We start from the raw sequence: 17,963 nt of genomic DNA on the forward strand, positions 1-17,963 counted from the left end.
GGCTCACGTTATGCAAAATAGCTATATCGTCGATGTATTTTTAAGCGGTGTACTGTGGGTAATAACTACCTACCTTTTCTTTGATATCAAAGCGCGTATTTTGGATATTGAAAAAGTCATGGTGGCTCACACGCTAACAATTGCTATGAGTGAAGCATTTAAAGTAGCAACGGTAATAGCTACGCCATTCTGTGTGTTCTACATATTTTTGCTATGGCGTTTTTATAGCCTGATGGTAGTAAGTCAATCATGGGGCGCGGGTGGCATGGGCTTGTTGGCCATATTTTTGCTAATAGGTATACCGATGATATGGCTGCAAATCATATTGATCTGTGTGCGGCGCGGCCGTATTGCACGCTCTTCAGAAAAAATACGTGAGAAGATTGCAACAGGAGAGAATAGTGATCAATGGTGAAAAAGTTAAGGCGATGATTGATCATTGGTTGTCCACGCCACCAAATGGCTATTTTGGTCAGGCTTACGGTGCCGATGTCCGTAACTTGCTTCTACGTGATTTAAGCAGCACCAACGCTGATCAATTAATCAAACAGTTGCGCCGAGATATACCCTTAGTTAACCAGTTAGATGACAGTCAAATCAGTGTCAATACTGAGCAAGTTGGTTTTGATGAATTGCATGTTTATCTATCAATCGGAAACATCGATATCAAGCTTGGCGAATCCACACCTCAGAATGCAGACCAGGACTATTACAATGTCAGAGCGCAGTAACATACTTGCTAGTATTAGCAGTCAGATTAACGATTACCCGGAAGTCGCTGAGCAATGGCGGGCGGGTGATCCTACTGTCAGAGCAATGTTAACGTCGATTGTGGAAGCAGTCGTATTTTTAAAGCGTGACAATGATGTCAATGCGATTGAGCCATTTATTAAATCAAAAAACCGAACGATCATTGCTGACGCCATCAACAAGGGTATTCTACCGGTAGCCACACCATGCCAGCATAGACTGACAGTTGAGAACTCTGGCAGCGCAACAGTGACGCTATCACAAGGACGACTGATAGAGGATGGCACAGGTAGGCAATGGCGATTGTTGGCAGCAGTGACTGTACAGGCTGGCGAGTCTAAGACGGTACTGGCTGAGCAAAGCATTATCACTCGAGTAAGCATAACAATACCCATCAACGAGCCGTTCTATACCGTAAAATTATCTACGACCGATGATGCTTATTTCTCGTCAATTGGTGTTACCAATCTGACAACGGGCGAAGTTTACCAGCACACACCAAAATTTATGAATGCAGGCATAGGTCAAGCTGTTTATACCTTACAAAGTGACAACTTGACCAACATCAATATTGTCTTTGGTGCGACCGACCGTGCTGGCAAGACGGTACAAGCAGGCGAGGTGTATGAGTTTGCTATTACTCAGTCATACGGTGAGATTGATCTTGGCAGTCTGCAGCAAGCAGCCCTTAGCGAAATCATAACGAACGATGAAAGTCGTTTAACGCTTTATTTCAAAGCAGGCAATATGGTACGCGCTGGCGCGAACCCACTAACGATTGATCAGATGCGGTTGCTCGCCAGCTTCCCAGCTATGTATGACAGAAATGCTGTTTTTATGGGCAATTTTACGTTTTTAGTCATGCAGCACTTTTTAAATCGCATTAACTATATGGCCATATGGAATGAGACGATTCAGGAGAAGTACTATGGGGCAGCGTTAGAGAATATTAATTATCTTAACTTGGCCGTAGTGCCCAAGTCAGGTAGCGCCAGTGAAGCGGCACAGCTTATTGAAGATATCAGGCAATTGGTTGCGCGCGCTGATAGCTTGCTAGATGGACGCGTAAGAACCAGGCTTGTTGTAGAACGCCCTTACAAAATCACTATCACTGGCAGGCTTGCCGCGGTACACGATATTGATTCTGTGCGTCTGCAGATTAAAGAGTTGCTTTTAGCGGATTATGGCAAAGGCTCACTTGCTGCAGTGCATCACAATGCCGATGGATTTAACTTACAAGAGATTGCAACACGCCTGCGTAATAGCCTATCTGCATTTCAGGACAGAATTAGCGATTTTACAGTAAGTGGTGAGGACGTGAGCTCAAATCCCGTCAAGCCGCATGAATGGGCGTATCTGAGTGAAACCAGTATTAAAATAAACTTAACTCGTACAGCAGACAGCGGAAATGCGATATGGACAATGTAGCATTAACAGCCAATGATTTTTTAGCGCCTATCTTAAAGAGCCATAAGGCCAATAACCTCGAACGCGCGATGGCTGGCGTGTTTGCTGGTGTCATTCAAGATATGCAAATTGAGCAATTGAATGATATTTACAGCTATGGTGTGCCTTGGCTTGCCAGCCGAACGGTCGTAGAGCGATTTACAAAGCTCAACGGTCTTGCTGTCTTAAGACGTGATGATGCAAATTTGTCCGACAAGCTTATGAGTGTGATTTATGCCAATTGGGAATCGATGGCAAGTGAGCGCGGCCTTGGTTTTCTGCAGTTTGTGTTAAATATGCTTTATCCTGAACAGAACGAAATCAAGAGACTGTGGCACTCAAAAGCACAGGCCAGCAATTACCCTCTACATGTTAGTGAAAGGGAGTCCGCTGACAGTTTTTTAACAAGCCGTTTGCGCATTAAAATTGACTCAAGTGTTGATATTGGAGAGCTGTCAGAATTGGCACCAACTTTGTCACGGTTAGTGCCTTGGCAGGTTGTGCCGGAAGTGGCCGTGTCTATTAAGACTGAGGATATGGGAATCAAGCTAGCGGTTGCAGCTAATATGTACCACGTGGCTAACTTTTCACCTTATTGATAACTAGAATAAGTAATTATAACTCTGGAGTTATAATTATCTTGCATTAATATAACTCCAGAGTTATAATTACTTTATTGACCAATTGGAGTCATAAAAGTCTTATTAACTAAATAAGGGAGGTTATGCAAAGTCGTGAATTAATAAAAATAATCGAAGCTGATGGATGGTATTTAGTAGGAACAAAAGGAAGTCACAACCAATTTAAGCATGATGTTAAAAAAGGTAGAGTGACTATTCCCCATCCAAAGAAAGATTTACCTCAGCAGACTGTTAAAAGTATCTTGAAACAAGCTGGGTTGGCATAACCCAGCGGCTTTTTTAGATATTCGATTCACACGACTTACATGACTCAATGAGGAGTTTAAATATGTTATATCCTATTGCAATTGCAAGAGGGGATAATGTCACAGCCCACGGTATATTCGTACCTGATATAGAAGGTTGTTTTTCAGCTGCCGACGATTATCAAGATGCGATTGATAATGCGATTGAAGCAATCGAATTACACCTTGAGGGCTTAGTAGAAGATGGTGAAGAAGTCCCTCTGCCGTCGAGTATTAATAACCATATAGATAATCCTGAATATGAAGGTATGACTTGGGCATTAGTGCCGGTCGATGTTAACCGTTATTTGGGAAAGAGTGAGAAAATCAATATTACTTTGCCTAGTCGTTTAATCCATATGATCGATGAGAAAGTATCAAGTAATAAAGATCGTTATAAGAGCAGAAGCGCGTATTTAGCAAAACTTGCTGAGAAAGAGCTGATTGCTTAACGACCATATTATCGATTGACACTTTTATACCAAAAACCCGCTAATCACTATTAGCGGGTTTTTTACGTCTATTATTCTATGGAACACCCCTAAAGCTAATACCTCAAACCTTGTCAAAATAAGCCTATCATTAATCTAATTGATAAGGCCTACCTTATGAGAACACGCACACCAAGCCCGCAAGCTATGCGCAAACGCTATGAAACTGCTAAGTCACTCGGCGCTGCCATGCTGGCGTGTAACGCCGTATTAGTGATTGATGGCTATGAAAACCTACATATCCTTCTACAGAATTTCCAACGACCTATCACTACTATGCATGATCCTGCTGAAGTTGATTACGCAGGTGGCTTGCAAGGTCAGTCAACTAGCGTAGTCAAAACTAAGTTTGAATCGCAATGGACATTTATTGAAACTGAAAGTGGTGCTATATCAAGATTTGCTGAAGACATTGTTATTAAATTTGGCGGTGAATTACCACTGGCACGCGTCTATGACGGCTATATAGGTGATGGCGATACGATTAAAGGCAACCGCGAATACGAACTAATTGATTTGGCTATTACTTTTGCAGATGGCGGCGGTGAGATTGATTCAGCCAGCCGTAGCCAAATCCTACAAGTACAAGCGTCATGTAGTTATAACTACTTTGGCCAAAGCGGCAAACTGGGTTCAACTGGCAACAATGCTGACGTCTTTGCCAACACTCTCACTAGCGCGTTAGACAAATTCAGCAATCTATTGCCACAAAGCAACTCAGATGGTGTAACCATTTACGGCTAAGGCGTTCATATGAGCATTTATGATACAGACGTGGATCATGTCGTTGGCAGCGTAAATGATGCCGCGCAAGAGCTATATGATGAGCTTTTAACGACCGGCTATTCGTTAATTTTTGAAGATGTAATTAAGGTCTTCAAAAATGCTATTAAAGAATACGTAGGCTGGTCAGGGCGTTTGTTAACTCAGACGCCACAAGGGTTAGCTGATGTCAAAAAGCCATTGCTGGTCATCAATGAAAATACGGTATTAAGCGTTACTGACTGGCTCATTGTAAAGCCGGTCGTCATGGCACATTGCGATCTTGTTCAAGCTAAGCGAATGGAAGGTGCGCAAGGCTTGGGAGTGAACCCTACTGGCATGAGCAGTAGCGAGGCCCGCACTTTATACAGTGATGCTGTGCTAAAAATGCAAAAAGAGTCCTTCCAGTGCGAACCATTTACGGTTGATACGCCGCAAAATGACAGAGGCTTAGACGTGTTTTTTACTAGCAATATGATGGAGTAAGGTTGTGACCCAATGAATGTACAGCTAGAAGATGGCAGCCAGATTGGCGGCGGTAACTTAATCAGTGCGATCTACCGTACTGATATGGTACCAGTGCCGGTATCGCTTGAATTGGTGGTAAAAGCGGATGATAGATTACGTGAGTTATTTACCATAGGTCGCAAGATGACCACACCTAAAGGTGTTGGACTGGTAATTGTTAAGTCGCAAGTCATAAATGAGCAATCCATTAAGGCAGGCAAGCGCATTGCAGCTATTCATATCATCGCTGTTTTAGCCGGTTGTGAAGCACTGTTAGGCGTCACAAATAAAGCGGTGAGCTTGAAAAATACAAGTTTCAACGAAGTTTACCGGGCATTAGGCGCAAAAATCAGAATCAAACGTGATATCAAACTTGCCAGCTTCATTTGTTTAAAAGGTCAACTGCCAACCACGCCAATTGCCCTAGCATTACAAAAAGAAGCTGCTGTTATTCGTTTTGACGATGACGGCGTATCAGTTGTCAGACTAAACGAGCTGATGCTTGGCGAGTCTATCCTTTTTGATAAAAGTGCTGTGCAATGGATTGAGAGCCCTAACGCCATCAAACATGGCAATACTAACTACCTGTCAATCGATGACAATGGATCAGAGATCTTAGGCACAGCCAATGCTGAACGCTCTATTCAATACTACCCACGTGCTGACACGCGCGAACTACAAAATCTACGCAGGATTTTAATCACCAAAGCACAAATCACACGTCAGTTGGATGATCGATTGGCAGCTGGCAAGTTGATCACGGTCGATAACCAGCGCCTAGTCGTGTTGACCAGTGCAAATAATTACGAGTCAGGCGCGTTAGGTGGCAGATCTGTCATGGCAACCAAAGCATGGCTTGCCCAAATCGAGAATACCAAATGAGCTTAGTATCCCCTTATATGCATCCAGCTACTTTGATTAGCTATGACAAGGTAAATCGTACCGCGCAAGTGGCTATCGCTGGTCTAACAGATGGCGTAGCGGATGGTATTACCGCGATGCTGGCGTATCCGATTGGTGATGATGATATGGACACTGAGCGTGAATTGATTGATGGCGCTGATGTGTGGGTATTTTTTGAGCAGGGTGATACCACCATGCCCGTTATTACGTTCTACCGCCGTCATGGCCAAGGCCGTGCCGTGGTCGATATCAGACGTATCAGACAAAAAAATATTGAGGTGCTGGCAAGGTCAAGCATAACGCTCACAGCAAAAGATTTTATAAATGTTAAGGCCAGTAAAGTCAGTATCGAGGCTGATGTGGTTGATATTACAGCTGGCACGGTCAACGTCAATGCTGAGACAAATTTTAGAGGCGATATCAATCAGGTTGGCAACTTCTTTATGACGGGCAATCAAACGGTTAATGGTGGCCAAACCATCAATGGCGATAGTATCTCTTACGGCAATCAGACTATTAACGGCAGTATTTACTCAACTATTGACGTCAAGGCTGGCAGCGTATCGGTTAGATATCATTTACATCCTGGCGTAGAGACTGGCGGCGGTAATACTGGCGCACCAAAATAATTAATAGGCGGTAATAATGAACTTTTTACACACAATGGCCAATATGCTGATTAGCGACCGCGAATTTAAACAAACGCATACATCAGCATCGATACACGATGTAAACCGTAACTACGATGCGCTTAATCAATTTGAGCTTGGCACGCCAAATGGTCCCGATAAAAAACCGCGTACACGCCAGCAGATTTACGCACTATGGGAGATCATGCAAAAAGACCCACAAGTTGCAGAAGCGTTAAGTTTGCATGTGACCGCAGCGCTTGGCGGGCATGAAACAACAGGAGATATGATCTTTTTAACGTCTCATGACCGGGTAAGAGGAAAGGGCCGACGTGCAAAAGAATTGCGTGACAGGGTTGAGCGTGAGGCGCGTTATATTGCGCCTATCATTAATAGAATCGCTTTTGCTATGGCACGTCAGGCCGTAGGCTACGGGGACAGCTATTCCCGTATCTATACAGATAAGAGAGCTGGTGTGGTAGATATTATGAACAATAGGCATACCGCCTCGCCACTCATTATGCCGTTTGAGCAAGCTGGACGCACAATCGGCTTTCATGCGTTAGAAGAAGAAAATTTAGAGCGATCCATTGCCAAACTTACGCCAATGCAGATACTACGGGTAAAAATGCCGCGTATCGAAAACGTGCCACAAATCCCGCTGCAGGTATGGCAAGACGCAAAAGTGTTGACTCATGACTTACGTAGCGATAGTCCGCTACTGCCCTCAGAGGTTGGTGGCTCCTTCTTATATCCGATCGAGGATCCATGGAAGGATGTCACAATTAGCCGTGCTGGTTTAAACAATCAGCAGATCGCAGACAGCGTAAGACAAACTTTTCTGACGTTAAATATGGAAAGCATGCCAGCTGATCAGCAAAAGAAATACACAGCAGGTTTAACCAAGATGCTAACCAAATACCGCGACCAGATTGAAGAGGCATTCAAGGGTGGGGAAGCGCTTTATGGCACTAAACACCACGTTCTACCACAGTGGGGTGAAAAGCAGATACTACAATCGGTCGGGGATTTATCACAGCGTAATGCACCACTCAATGAAGGCCTATTGATGCTGAACCTACGCCGGTTAGCGGGTGGTCTTGGTATTGACTTAGCGCTGATGGGTTGGGCTGACATGTTGGCGGGTGGGTTAGGAGATGGTGCATCCTTTCAAACGTCTGCACAGATTATGCGTCGTTCAACATTTATCAGACAAGCCAATATCGATGCGTACAATCATGTTATGAGCATTCATTGGGGTATTAAATATGGCGAATATTTCGAACCACAGGACTATCCATGGCAGTTTGATTTCTACAGCGATCAGAATGCGGCAGCCACTCAAGCATTGAACAACAAGCAAAGCCGTGCTAATACGACGACAATTCAGATGAGTGCGGTTCAGATAATTAAAGAGCTTGGCCTTGGGAAAGAAACGTCACAGCTAATTTTAGAGGATGAGATGGGTTACGATATAGGTATAGCTGAACAGATTGCTATATCTATCACAAGCCAGCCAGTAATACCTGAAGGCATGGGTATGCCTAATGGAATGGGTGGGCAACCGATGGTAGAAGCTGATGATGAGCTGCCTGAAATGGAGTTTGATGATGAGGTATAACTTAATGCCAAGTTTTGCTCAGCCTGACTCTAATACTGGCGTCTCTTTCACGTCACCATTGCAATCGCTCAAAAAGATATACGGTAAGGTCAAAGCGCATGATGTGCTATTACAGTGCATGTATATCGTTAAAATTGAAGATATCTTTAATAACGGTCCAAACATACCTTGGTTTAAAGATCCGTCATTAGGTTACCTGGTAACTGACGCAAATATCTCTTTTGGTAGTTCAGAAGCGGAAAATTATCATGCTGGCGCGCTACCAGCTGGATACTTGACGGTAAAAACGGGTGACGATACAGATATGACGTTTATTGAAACTGGCAATGGCGATATTTTCAAATCTTACAGAGCGTGTCATGAGCTAGCTTTTAATAAAGATGGGACGGTTAATGAGCCGCGCAAGTATGCATTCAAGTTAACTGTTGCTATGATCAATCATAAGCACCCTGATAAGCCGCCACCAATAACTAGGTCGTGGCTGGTCGCTGTTAAGAGCGGTAGTGCTGAACCCAATAGCGCTGGTCGAAGCGAGATTGTTAAAGAGCAAATCACATTTCAAAAAGTGCGCCCATTAATGTTTGAGAGGTAGTCAGACAGTGATATAGTGAAGTTTTGCTTACTTTATTGCTTCAGGGGTCTTAATGAGTTATGTATGTTCAGATTGTGTCAACATAGAGTCTATAAAAAAAGAAGGTGTTTACTCTTCAGAAGAAAAAATATGTTTCTATTGTAATAAAAATAAAGTAGAGGTAATCGATAGAAATGATGTAATTGCCTTACTAAGTTCAAGATTTTTAGAGGCTGTCGTTCCATTTTCTGAATGCAGTGAACATGAGCAAGGAATGTATTTTTTTGCTCATGACGAAACATTAAATCCTTCAGACATTTTTAATATGATAGATTGGTTAGAGCTTGGATCGGAACAGCTTAGAGATGATTTGTACTGCGAGATTGAAAAATCTTTAGGTAGTGAGTATGAAGATTTATTTGTTTACGATGATGGTACATTAGATGATGGTAATGAATATGAGGCTAAATGGGATACTTTTATTAGATCAATACATCATAAACATAGGTTCTTTAATCATAATGCAAAAACGTTCTTAGACTCATTGTTTGCATTAATACATGAAGATGGAAAAATCATTGATACTGTGATTTATGAGCTAAATCCGAACACTCCTATATTTAGGGCAAGAATTGCAAATACAGTAGAAGAAAGAACCGCAATTTATAGTGATCCTGCTAGCCAGCTTGGTGCAGTGCCAACTATGCTGGCAGGCGAGCAGCGAATGACACCTACAGGAATTTCAGCATTTTATGCTTCAGATAGTCGAGAAACCTGCTTCAGTGAAGTACGCGCCACTACAGGAGACATAGTTATGTCTGCTGAGTTTAGAGCTACCGACACACTAAGACTTTTAGATTTAAGTAAATTAAAAGAAGTAAGTCAGATGAGTGTTTGTCCTTTTGATAAGGACTTTGTAGATAAATCCCATAAGTCTTACTTTATTCAAAGATTGGTATTCTTACTCTCTAAGCCTGCATCTCAAAGGAAAAACTCTGTTTATCTTGAAACTCAAGTAATATTTGAATATTTCCGTACATATTTTAGTGAAGGCATATATGGAATTGCATTTAATTCAGTGCAGAATGGTATGGAAGGTATGAATATTGCTTTATTTCCAGAGTATTCTAAGGTAAGTTCCTTTTCGTACAACAATAAAGAGATTACTGGCTGTAAAGAATATGTAAACAAAGAATTTAATTTCTATTCTTATAGTGTAGAAACAGGCATTGAAAATAATATTTCAATAAAAAAAGATGAGTACCTAAGATTTATTGACAAATCTATATTGTTGCATCATGTTACCGCGGTAAAGACCATAACTCAAGATTTTGAAGTAGAGGGTCATGTAGATGAATAAGAGATAAGTAGTTATGTTTTGAGATTAATCTAACATAATTCATTTTTTTAACTGATTTTAGTTTTTGAATAAAAAACCCATTCTAACGAGTGGGTTTTTTATTGATCAATTACCAACAGGATATCTATACCAAATACGTATACCAAAAAGCACCTCTTGATCCTTTTTATGTATTTTTTGGATTCGGCTTTTAAATTCAAATTTTATTAAATTGTGGCTAGGATATTTATCGAAGAATTCGTTCATGTACTCTGCGCAAGCCATGCGAACTTTCTCATTATGACTGATGAAGCTATCGCTATTTTCTAGTTCAAGGTGAGTTGGGTGCCACTCAGTAAATATGATTTTGTGTTTGGTATTTCCTTTAGATGTCGTAAGACCTTGGTTTATTAGTGCAAGAAATGCAGTATTTAAAGAGGATAGCTCGTGTTCAGAAATATAATCAAGCACAGCTTTATGTAGAGTGGGTGTGAGTCTTATTTGGCTGCGTTTCCATGTATCTTGTGATTGTAACAATTCTGATTCTAATAAATAAGTCATAACTAAATCCTACAATTTAAAATATCGGTTGACATCAATTATAGTGTCACGTTAATATGTTGTCAATGACATTAAATATAGTGTCATTAGAACAGATACAAAAAAGCCCCATACACTCCCTTCGAAAGTTATGTATGAGGCTACTAACCCAATCGTAAAGAGGAATTAGTATGAATAGTTTAACAGTATATGAAACTGAAAACACGGTTTCTGTTTCACAAAACAAGGTTTTTGATGATCAAAACCTTATTATTATTTTCAAGGCGGTTATAGATGGCGTAAGCCAGCTTGTGGTCAACGCTCGTGATTTGCATAAATTTTTAAAGGTAGGTAGGCGTTTTACTACTTGGATTCAAGGTCGAATTTCAGAGTACAAATTCTCTGAAAATCTTGATTTTATAAGTTTCTCCCAGAATGGGGAAAAACCTAAAGGTGGTCGTCCAACCATTGAATATCATCTAACCTTAGACACAGCAAAAGAACTTGCTATGGTTGAGAATAACGATGAAGGTCGAAAGGTTCGTCGTTACTTCATTGATTGCGAAAAAATGCTACACAAGTCAGACAGTGAACAGCGTACCTCATTGCGTCAAGCTTGTGAACGGTTGGCCAGTGGTAATATGTTGATAAGCGATGCTTATAAATATGTAGGTAGTCACTTTGGTTATCCTGACGGGATTGTCGACATACCAGTGTCCTTACTCCCTGATGCTATAGTATTTACTTATGAAATGATTTTATCTCGTCAGAAACCAGCAAGAGTAATGGATGACGATATGGTCATGAACAATCGCATGTGGCAGGACGTTGGGTTTACCAAGACAGAACAGGTGTATTTGATGACTCAAGAATTATCTTCGCTACTTGCACGAGTTAGCTTAAAAGTTCTTGAGATAAAAGACAGTCATAGCACCATTTTTGATAGTTTCAATGAGCAAAAATGGAATGGATTCACATCAGAGCAGCTTGCGATAATAGAAGAAAGAGGCAAAAAATTTCTTTAGATAAGTTTTTATAGGCATGAAAACCCGCTAATTATTTAGCGGGTTTTTTTATGCTTTTTCTAATCATGGAACACCCCTAAAGCCGATACCTCAAACCTTGTCAAAATAAGCCTATCTGATTATTAACATATAGGTACGGCCACATGACATACAAAAAAATTCATAAAGCTCGCAGTCATCATCCTACGCGTAAGTCTGACGGTACTCAAACCACAAGATACTCACCATATGAAATTGGCATGATCTCAGGCTCACATCGTGACGTGATGGCAATTGTTGCAGACAGTGCGGGTTTCGATGGCTTAGGTTTTGATGTAAGCGTTGGTAGTAATGATGATAGCTGGCATGTTTTTAGTGTATTCGATAGCGGTCAATATGTTGACAGTTTGGTGATTGGCGGCGCACTTGATAATGACCATGCGTTAGCGATTGCTCGAGCACAGCTTGACCATCTAGGCGGCACCAGTTGCGTTATGGTGACTGGCAGCGAGACACAATTTGATGCTATGTCAAACGGCACACATGATACCTGGTCCATCGACTCCATAAGCAAGCTTATGAACAATGAGTCGCAAGACAAACCTTACCTACCACTTATTACAGCTTCAGAGTTAAATCATGAGGCCAAACGCGTATGTTTTGATGGTGTGCAATGGGATCACGACGCAGGGCTAATCAGTCACGGTGGCAAACTATCTTCCCTGCAGTTGGATTTAACACGTGCTGATAGCCGTCAGGAGCTTACCAGTAAGTTTGATTTGGCAGGCGAGCTTGCCAGCATCGGCGCAACCCCATTGGATGAAAATAGCTTTGATGCGCTAATGGAAACAAAGGCCCGCTTAGATTTGCTTAAAAATCGTCTCTTTGATGCTATGAAACGCGCAAGCAGTACAGACGGCCTAACAGTTGAATATGTCACGCAGACCAAACCGTTTAAACGTCAAGGCGTTGCTAATATCGCTATCGTTTTTGATTTATCTGATGGTCAAACAGTTTCTATATGGTTTCATAATCCTGACAGCACGCCAACCAAGCTGTTGCCTAGCGATATCATGATCAGTTGGAAGTGGATGCTGAACAAGCGCGATGTGACTGCTGTTCTATCACCCAAGCAAGGTGACAACGTAAGGCTGCCGATCTTGGCCAAACGTATTTTGCTGGTTGCCTCCAAAAATTCTAAACGCTTTAAAGCCACTCAGGAGCGAAAAATCAAAGAAGAGCAAGAATTGCTTGATGCTCAGAACGAATTGAATGATACAGACGCAACCATTGCACAGCTTGATGCTGACATTGCAGAGTTAAACGCGAAGATTGATGAGGCAATGAAAGCGCCTAAAGTTGACGATGCTACTGCAAATGAGGTTGATGCTAATGAAGTAGAGGTTATAACTGATTCAGAGGATGCTTTGCCTGAATTTGAATCTGAATCTACTGACCTTGAGCCTATTGTTATCACAGGTCAAGAAATAGAAGTCGGTGATGATGTAGATTTCAAAACTGCCAAAAACAATGCCATGGCTTATTTTGATCAAAATCTAAAAGATAAGGTTGTCTTCTGTCCTGCTATCGATAGTGATGTTTTATTGAGACGCCGCGGTGGTAAGCATATCGCTAAAGCGAATCATACATTTCGTGAAAAGCTGAAGCTGGTGGCCGCTATTCCTGCAATGATCAAACAGGGAAAATATGGACACTACACTGCTTTAAACAAAGATAAAGGCTCTAATATCGAAGGGTATTACGTGCTGAATGTTGACGTGATCGTAGGTGATGACTTAAAGGCAGCAAGAGTAGTGCTTGAGAAGAACAACGAAGGTAAGGTTTTATATGACATAGGCATAAACAAAAAAGAAGCCTTGGTAGCTCTAGGGGATACTGCCACAAACGAAACGTTTGATGGGGTCACCGGATCTAGCCAATACCAAGACTTCTGTGATGAATCTTATCAAGCAGACGATAATGAAGTCAATCAGTTTGACAGAATTAATACAGAAACAATGGTTTTGAATCTCTTTTTTGATGATGAATTTGAAACAGAGACTACTAATAAGTCAGGCGCTAATAGCAAAGTAACTGAAGGCCGTGCTAATGAGTCAACAACCATTAAAGGCACTAAAATTAGTAGTAAGTTTGCACTGGTCGAAGCTAAAAACCTTATCACTTCACATGATGCTTCAGGTGTGGCCAATCCCAAGTTTCCGCAAGAGCTGCAGCCGCGCGATCGCAGTGATGAAAAATCAGTCGAATCAATAAAAGCCAATTCAAAGAACCTGGTACCTGAGAAATTAGGCGATACCGATCGTGCCGGTAATGGCGCGCCTATCATTGGTGACGACCTTATTGTCGAGAGTGGCAATGGTAGAGCTATAGTCATCAAATCTGCATATGACAATGGAGACGCTGATAATTATCGTGCCTGGCTTGTCAACAACGCTGGCAAGTTTGGATTCACAGCCGAGCAAGTTGAGACTTATCAGCAACCGGTGCTGGTGCGTATCCGCAATACCAAAATGGACAGAATCAGTTTTACGATTGAATCCAATTTAGATGCTGATCCAAAATATTTTAACACTGACGCTGATCAGTTACCTCCCGTTGTAGCAGAAGAAGAACCAGCCACAGAAGCGCCAGTACCCGTCTCTGAAGAAAAGCCGGCAGCCAATGAACTTGGTGATCGTATCAGTGAAATGGAAACAGTCGTTAATGCTAATGACTTCGACCCTACGACTATTGATAGCGATGAGCTTGCCAACCTACTAGATCAAGCTGAAGGAGACGAGGTTTTAACAGGTCGAATCACTGCAGTTATTGATATCTACCAAGACAAGTTAATCGCCGTCAGTTTGCAGGCACTAACCAATCTTAAGGGTGACCAATAATGGCTGATACGCCAGCCAACAATAAAACCAAACGGCCCAATGGTAAAACATTGGGTAGCGATTGGGGCACCCATGGCTTAAACAAAAACCTTGTTGTCAAAATCAGTGCGGTTAAGGAAGGCAACATAGAGGGCGGGCAAGGAAAGCAGACGTATGACGTTGATACGAGCCAACCAGTCGTTGCCTCACTCTTTGAAGAAGCTGACTTTGCTATCGATTCGCAGTACACCACGCCTTTTGAATCATCAAATCCTGAAGGCCGGATGCCCAATCTTATGGGCATGATTCAGTCTGGGCAAGCAAACGCCGCCTTTTATAGTTTCTTTGCGGCCAGTAGTGACCCAAAAGGTGTGGCCTCTTTAATTGCTGAAGGAGGCGCTATTGTCTCTGATTTTTTAGGAGTGGGCGACATATTAAGCGATGCCCAAACCAGCCTGCAAGGGCTGGCTGGCAAGTCTAATTTTACCAAAATCAATAGCCAGCAGATTTTCACATCATCAAGCTCTATCAGAATTACTGGCAGCCTCATTTTCCAAGCCTGGGCAGATGCTAAAGCTGAGGTTGAAGACGCGTTAGAGCAATTACAGTGCTGGGCGTCAGCTGTCAGTTTGTCATCAGAATCATTGTTAGTGGCCGGATTAACCGATGGTTTTTCAGATGCCATGTTCCCGTCCGTAATTCCAACCTTAGTACAACTCCAATATGGCGGTAAGACCTACAACCCAATGGTAATTGAGAGCGTATCAGCGCCAATCACAGCACCAATGAATAAAGACGGTAGCCGTATTGCCGTTAGAGCACAAATAGTATTCCTATCCCGAACAGCATGGGATCAGCAAAACATTAGAGACATGAGGCGCTAACCATGAAAACAACTTTATCAGTCCAATTGCTTAACTGTGAATTAACGCTACTTGATTTGAATATCGGTCAAGCAATCGATATTGCGCAAATCCCGCAGGAATACAACGAGCGTCGCATAAGTGCATTAATTGGCCATATCACTGATGAACCAATGCTTGCTGCCAGTCTTACCGTGGAAGAGCGCTATTACTTGCTATTAAATCATCAAGCAGTGTCAGACCACGGCTACAAAGACGATAGCGTCAGTCAAGATTACTTTATTGACACCTTGCAATCAGATGTACCTGAAAACTATCAAGTTGGTGACATGTACATTCAACATCTACGCGGCGCGCATGCTTGCGTCCTAGAAGGGTTATGCGAAAACGTCTTTGAATGGCTATGCGGACAAATGGCTTGCCAGCTGTATGGCGACTTAACAAGCATAGTCGGCGGCTCAGATGAAAACTTAATGTGGGACCAGGTACTTAGCACATCAACTGACAATGAAATAACCAAGATTGTAAACGATCGATATGAAGTGATTAAGAAATTGTCTGCAACTTCGTCTTCAGCATTCAATGAACTTGCGAATGCTTATAACAAAGGATCTCTGCAATTGATGCATTTTGTTGAGATGGGATGCGACAACGAAGGCTTGACACTTATCAAGCAAGGAGGGGCTGGCATTGTAGAGCCAGCACGATTTCTCGCCCTTAGCTATCTATCAGGGACAGCCGCAAGAATTGCAGAATGCGTTACTAAGAGACGCGATGGTCATGATGGAACACGGCAAAATGAGCCTGCCTGAAGCGCTTAAAATGGGATTGTCTTTTGTAAAAATGTATCAAAAGTCACCAAGTTTCGATCTGGCATCAAAGCAGCTTGAAAACGAAAACAGATATAAGGCCAACGTAATTAATCGACTTGATGGCGTGATAGCAGTATCTCAAGCTCGAGCACGTCGTTAAAGGAGAAGGAACGCATGAACCACAGAATTGAAGCGGTCAGAGTGGCTTCTACTAGCATTATTGGCGGTGGCGCTAACTATATTGCAGTGGCTAGCGCAGCAAGTGGTTTGGCACAGCAGCTGAATCAAACGCATTCATTTTTATATTTAGATCTACCGATTTGGCTATTTTTTGCAGCTGCAATGACTTTAGCGATGATCGGTTCGCTTGTATCGCTATTCATTGACTTGATGGCCACGCCGCCGCTCTCGCCAGCGCGCTTAGCCGTTAACTTAATATTAGGTTTCTTGTGCGGGGTTGTGGGTGCGTTTGTCGTACTTCCATCATTTACGGCAAACCCGCCGATGCCACTGCTACTACTAACCGCACTGTGTATGTCATTTTTGGGTACGGTTATTGTCCGAAACATTGGAGAGCTCTTACGTAGCGCTGAATTGTGGCAGTCAATCAAAACCTTGCTCAAGGAACTCATTATAGAGTTGTTGGAGTTTTTTAAAGACGTGGTTCTTGAGCGCTTGAAACTACTTGCAGCCGTGTTCTTCGGAGGACGTAACAAGTGAATATTTATCATTGGCTAGATTGGCGCTGGATAAATTTAGTCGCGCCCTTTTTGGGATTGGTTTCATGCGCCTTTTTACTACTTAGCAGTAAAACATGCACCAGGCGTATGGCTGTATCAACCGCCATCTCTTTATCAATCATGTTTTGGCTGATGCTGACGTGGGCAGACTGGGGTAGTGCTGTTTTCGTCGCGTCATATCAAACTATGTGGGCAAGGGTGCTTCTACTGATTATATCTATATTAGTCGCCCATGAGCTCAAACATTACACCCGATTAATCCGCTCAATAAGCAGTCGCAATGCACGATTAGAGTTAGAAAAAAAGCAATTGCGGACCGTTATTTATAAATTGGAATCTCAGTTAACAACCAAGAAGGATGAAATACAATGAATGAAATGAACGAAACACAGTTTTTTGATTGGATGCGTAGCCATCAAGAAAACAAAAAACTCAGTCAGGATATGGTGGATGGCGCACACCAAATGCTTGCGCTCATGTCTACCAACGAGCTAAAAGTTGCGTTGGGCAAAGTGAATGGCTGGGAAACTCAAGCCACATCGGCTCTTGCTATGAATTTTTCTACAAAAGGCAATGAAGCTTTGAAAGAGTACGAGGAATTTGTAGGTACTCCTTATCTCGATAGTGCCAAAGTATGGACAATTGGCTACGGTAGCACGTACTACGAGAACCGTCGTTCAGTAAGTCCGACTGATAAACCTATCACTGAAGCACGAGCTGCTGAGCTTAAAAATAATCTGATTAATATGGATTTTGCGCCAGCTGTAAACCTAATGTTTGCTGAGCAGATTGCGGCTGGCAAGATGACTCAGAATATGTTTGATGCGCTTATTTTACTGTCCTATAACATTGGTGTGCGCGGCCTTGCGGGCTCAAGTGTTGCAAGACATTTGAAAGCAGGTAACAAGTTGGCAGCGGCTAATGCTTTTAGACCTTGGAATAAAATTAAGAAAAACGGCAGATTAGTGTTTTCTCAAGGTTTGGCCAATCGCCGGGAAAAAGAGCGAACCATGTTTTTGGCTTGAAAACCAACAAAAAATCAGTGAGAGTCTAAAGTAGAAGCTCTAATGAACTTAGATAGAGGTATAGTCGATTCAATTTAAAAGTAGTACAAGGCAACCGAGTGTAGATGTATATGTGATACTTCAAGCGAGGTTAACGCTGTAATACTTTTATAGTGG

The 17,963-nt window shown here is 42.2% G+C and carries 21 protein-coding genes; 20 read left to right on the forward strand and 1 reads right to left on the reverse strand.

The genetic code is table 11. From position 1 onward, the window contains the following. Window positions 1-10: 10 nt before the first annotated feature. The 13 genes from RH96_RS02860 to RH96_RS02920 all read left to right on the forward strand — a co-directional run bounded on the left by RH96_RS02860 (window position 11) and on the right by RH96_RS02920 (window position 9,965). A complete protein-coding gene (locus RH96_RS02860; RefSeq protein WP_010197095.1) occupies window positions 11-415 on the forward strand; it encodes a hypothetical protein in 405 nt (134 codons plus the stop codon). Then, window positions 402-731 carry a hypothetical protein gene (locus tag RH96_RS02865; protein WP_010197097.1) on the forward strand — a complete coding sequence of 110 codons (330 nt, stop codon included), beginning with the start codon at window positions 402-404 and terminating at the stop codon, window positions 729-731. The genes RH96_RS02860 and RH96_RS02865 overlap by 14 nt, the downstream gene beginning before the upstream one ends. Next, window positions 715-2,178, forward strand: a complete 1,464-nt coding sequence (locus RH96_RS02870) for a hypothetical protein (protein WP_010197098.1) — start codon at window positions 715-717, stop codon at window positions 2,176-2,178. Before RH96_RS02865 ends, RH96_RS02870 begins: the two co-directional genes overlap by 17 nt. Next, window positions 2,166-2,795, forward strand: coding sequence for a hypothetical protein (locus RH96_RS02875; RefSeq protein ID WP_010197100.1), 630 nt, complete (start codon window positions 2,166-2,168; stop codon window positions 2,793-2,795). Before RH96_RS02870 ends, RH96_RS02875 begins: the two co-directional genes overlap by 13 nt. Before the next feature lie 125 nt (window positions 2,796-2,920). Beyond that, complete coding sequence (locus tag RH96_RS02880) at window positions 2,921-3,103, forward strand: type II toxin-antitoxin system HicA family toxin (protein WP_010197102.1); 183 nt, start codon at window positions 2,921-2,923, stop codon at window positions 3,101-3,103. A 62-nt stretch (window positions 3,104-3,165) separates the two neighbouring features. Beyond that, entirely contained in the window at window positions 3,166-3,573 is a 408-nt protein-coding gene (locus RH96_RS02885; protein ID WP_010197103.1) for a type II toxin-antitoxin system HicB family antitoxin, read from the forward strand. 156 nt (window positions 3,574-3,729) lie between these two features. Continuing rightward, entirely contained in the window at window positions 3,730-4,356 is a 627-nt protein-coding gene (locus RH96_RS02890; RefSeq protein ID WP_010197106.1) for a hypothetical protein, read from the forward strand. A gap of 9 nt (window positions 4,357-4,365) precedes the next feature. Then, window positions 4,366-4,860, forward strand: a complete 495-nt coding sequence (locus RH96_RS02895) for a hypothetical protein (RefSeq protein ID WP_010197108.1) — start codon at window positions 4,366-4,368, stop codon at window positions 4,858-4,860. 12 nt (window positions 4,861-4,872) lie between these two features. Then, window positions 4,873-5,763 carry a hypothetical protein gene (locus RH96_RS02900; protein ID WP_010197110.1) on the forward strand — a complete coding sequence of 297 codons (891 nt, stop codon included), beginning with the start codon at window positions 4,873-4,875 and terminating at the stop codon, window positions 5,761-5,763. Continuing rightward, complete coding sequence (locus RH96_RS02905; protein WP_010197112.1) at window positions 5,760-6,413, forward strand: hypothetical protein; 654 nt, start codon at window positions 5,760-5,762, stop codon at window positions 6,411-6,413. Before RH96_RS02900 ends, RH96_RS02905 begins: the two co-directional genes overlap by 4 nt. A gap of 16 nt (window positions 6,414-6,429) precedes the next feature. Next, window positions 6,430-8,034 carry a hypothetical protein gene (locus RH96_RS02910; protein ID WP_010197114.1) on the forward strand — a complete coding sequence of 535 codons (1,605 nt, stop codon included), beginning with the start codon at window positions 6,430-6,432 and terminating at the stop codon, window positions 8,032-8,034. Continuing rightward, entirely contained in the window at window positions 8,024-8,626 is a 603-nt protein-coding gene (locus RH96_RS02915; protein ID WP_010197116.1) for a hypothetical protein, read from the forward strand. The genes RH96_RS02910 and RH96_RS02915 overlap by 11 nt, the downstream gene beginning before the upstream one ends. Before the next feature lie 52 nt (window positions 8,627-8,678). Continuing rightward, window positions 8,679-9,965 carry an RES domain-containing protein gene (locus tag RH96_RS02920; RefSeq protein WP_010197117.1) on the forward strand — a complete coding sequence of 429 codons (1,287 nt, stop codon included), beginning with the start codon at window positions 8,679-8,681 and terminating at the stop codon, window positions 9,963-9,965. Window positions 9,966-10,070: 105 nt separating this feature from the next. On the opposite strand, the gene RH96_RS14505 is transcribed toward RH96_RS02920, so the two are convergent. Continuing rightward, window positions 10,071-10,505 carry a hypothetical protein gene (locus RH96_RS14505; protein WP_010197118.1) on the reverse strand — a complete coding sequence of 145 codons (435 nt, stop codon included), beginning with the start codon at window positions 10,503-10,505 and terminating at the stop codon, window positions 10,071-10,073. A 170-nt stretch (window positions 10,506-10,675) separates the two neighbouring features. Here RH96_RS14505 and RH96_RS14510 point away from each other — a divergent pair, with 170 nt between their 5' ends. The 7 genes from RH96_RS14510 (at window position 10,676) to RH96_RS02960 (ending at window position 17,807) form a co-directional block, all read left to right on the forward strand. Beyond that, complete coding sequence (locus RH96_RS14510; protein ID WP_010197119.1) at window positions 10,676-11,509, forward strand: antA/AntB antirepressor family protein; 834 nt, start codon at window positions 10,676-10,678, stop codon at window positions 11,507-11,509. 143 nt (window positions 11,510-11,652) lie between these two features. Next, window positions 11,653-14,388 carry a hypothetical protein gene (locus tag RH96_RS14515; RefSeq protein ID WP_010197121.1) on the forward strand — a complete coding sequence of 912 codons (2,736 nt, stop codon included), beginning with the start codon at window positions 11,653-11,655 and terminating at the stop codon, window positions 14,386-14,388. Further along, window positions 14,388-15,251, forward strand: a complete 864-nt coding sequence (locus tag RH96_RS02940) for a hypothetical protein (protein WP_010197122.1) — start codon at window positions 14,388-14,390, stop codon at window positions 15,249-15,251. The genes RH96_RS14515 and RH96_RS02940 overlap by 1 nt, the downstream gene beginning before the upstream one ends. Window positions 15,252-15,253: 2 nt before the next feature. Further along, on the forward strand, window positions 15,254-16,042 hold the full coding sequence (locus RH96_RS02945; RefSeq protein ID WP_010197124.1) for a hypothetical protein: 789 nt from the start codon (window positions 15,254-15,256) through the stop codon (window positions 16,040-16,042). Next, window positions 16,029-16,202, forward strand: a complete 174-nt coding sequence (locus RH96_RS15025) for a hypothetical protein (RefSeq protein WP_157999877.1) — start codon at window positions 16,029-16,031, stop codon at window positions 16,200-16,202. The genes RH96_RS02945 and RH96_RS15025 overlap by 14 nt, the downstream gene beginning before the upstream one ends. Window positions 16,203-16,216: 14 nt before the next feature. After that, entirely contained in the window at window positions 16,217-16,762 is a 546-nt protein-coding gene (locus RH96_RS02950; protein ID WP_010197126.1) for a hypothetical protein, read from the forward strand. A gap of 388 nt (window positions 16,763-17,150) precedes the next feature. Next, window positions 17,151-17,807 carry a lysozyme gene (locus RH96_RS02960; protein ID WP_010197128.1) on the forward strand — a complete coding sequence of 219 codons (657 nt, stop codon included), beginning with the start codon at window positions 17,151-17,153 and terminating at the stop codon, window positions 17,805-17,807. The last annotated feature ends 156 nt before the right edge of the window (window positions 17,808-17,963 follow it).

It is taken from the genome of Psychrobacter sp. PAMC 21119, assembly GCF_000247495.1.
GTDB classification, from domain to species: domain Bacteria; phylum Pseudomonadota; class Gammaproteobacteria; order Pseudomonadales; family Moraxellaceae; genus Psychrobacter; species Psychrobacter glaciei.

Coding starts and splice junctions, on each gene's coding strand:
- RH96_RS14515 (WP_010197121.1), top strand. CDS start 11,653: ATGACATACAAAAAAATTCATAAAGCTCGCAGTCATCATCCTACGCGT.
- RH96_RS02945 (WP_010197124.1), top strand. CDS start 15,254: ATGAAAACAACTTTATCAGTCCAATTGCTTAACTGTGAATTAACGCTA.
- RH96_RS02900 (WP_010197110.1), top strand. CDS start 4,873: ATGAATGTACAGCTAGAAGATGGCAGCCAGATTGGCGGCGGTAACTTA.
- RH96_RS02950 (WP_010197126.1), top strand. CDS start 16,217: ATGAACCACAGAATTGAAGCGGTCAGAGTGGCTTCTACTAGCATTATT.
- RH96_RS14510 (WP_010197119.1), top strand. CDS start 10,676: ATGAATAGTTTAACAGTATATGAAACTGAAAACACGGTTTCTGTTTCA.
- RH96_RS02960 (WP_010197128.1), top strand. CDS start 17,151: ATGAATGAAATGAACGAAACACAGTTTTTTGATTGGATGCGTAGCCAT.
- RH96_RS02885 (WP_010197103.1), top strand. CDS start 3,166: ATGTTATATCCTATTGCAATTGCAAGAGGGGATAATGTCACAGCCCAC.
- RH96_RS02870 (WP_010197098.1), top strand. CDS start 715: ATGTCAGAGCGCAGTAACATACTTGCTAGTATTAGCAGTCAGATTAAC.
- RH96_RS02875 (WP_010197100.1), top strand. CDS start 2,166: ATGGACAATGTAGCATTAACAGCCAATGATTTTTTAGCGCCTATCTTA.
- RH96_RS02880 (WP_010197102.1), top strand. CDS start 2,921: ATGCAAAGTCGTGAATTAATAAAAATAATCGAAGCTGATGGATGGTAT.
- RH96_RS02860 (WP_010197095.1), top strand. CDS start 11: ATGCAAAATAGCTATATCGTCGATGTATTTTTAAGCGGTGTACTGTGG.
- RH96_RS02890 (WP_010197106.1), top strand. CDS start 3,730: ATGAGAACACGCACACCAAGCCCGCAAGCTATGCGCAAACGCTATGAA.
- RH96_RS14505 (WP_010197118.1), bottom strand. CDS start 10,505: ATGACTTATTTATTAGAATCAGAATTGTTACAATCACAAGATACATGG.
- RH96_RS15025 (WP_157999877.1), top strand. CDS start 16,029: ATGAGCCTGCCTGAAGCGCTTAAAATGGGATTGTCTTTTGTAAAAATG.
- RH96_RS02905 (WP_010197112.1), top strand. CDS start 5,760: ATGAGCTTAGTATCCCCTTATATGCATCCAGCTACTTTGATTAGCTAT.
- RH96_RS02915 (WP_010197116.1), top strand. CDS start 8,024: ATGAGGTATAACTTAATGCCAAGTTTTGCTCAGCCTGACTCTAATACT.
- RH96_RS02920 (WP_010197117.1), top strand. CDS start 8,679: ATGAGTTATGTATGTTCAGATTGTGTCAACATAGAGTCTATAAAAAAA.
- RH96_RS02895 (WP_010197108.1), top strand. CDS start 4,366: ATGAGCATTTATGATACAGACGTGGATCATGTCGTTGGCAGCGTAAAT.
- RH96_RS02940 (WP_010197122.1), top strand. CDS start 14,388: ATGGCTGATACGCCAGCCAACAATAAAACCAAACGGCCCAATGGTAAA.
- RH96_RS02910 (WP_010197114.1), top strand. CDS start 6,430: ATGAACTTTTTACACACAATGGCCAATATGCTGATTAGCGACCGCGAA.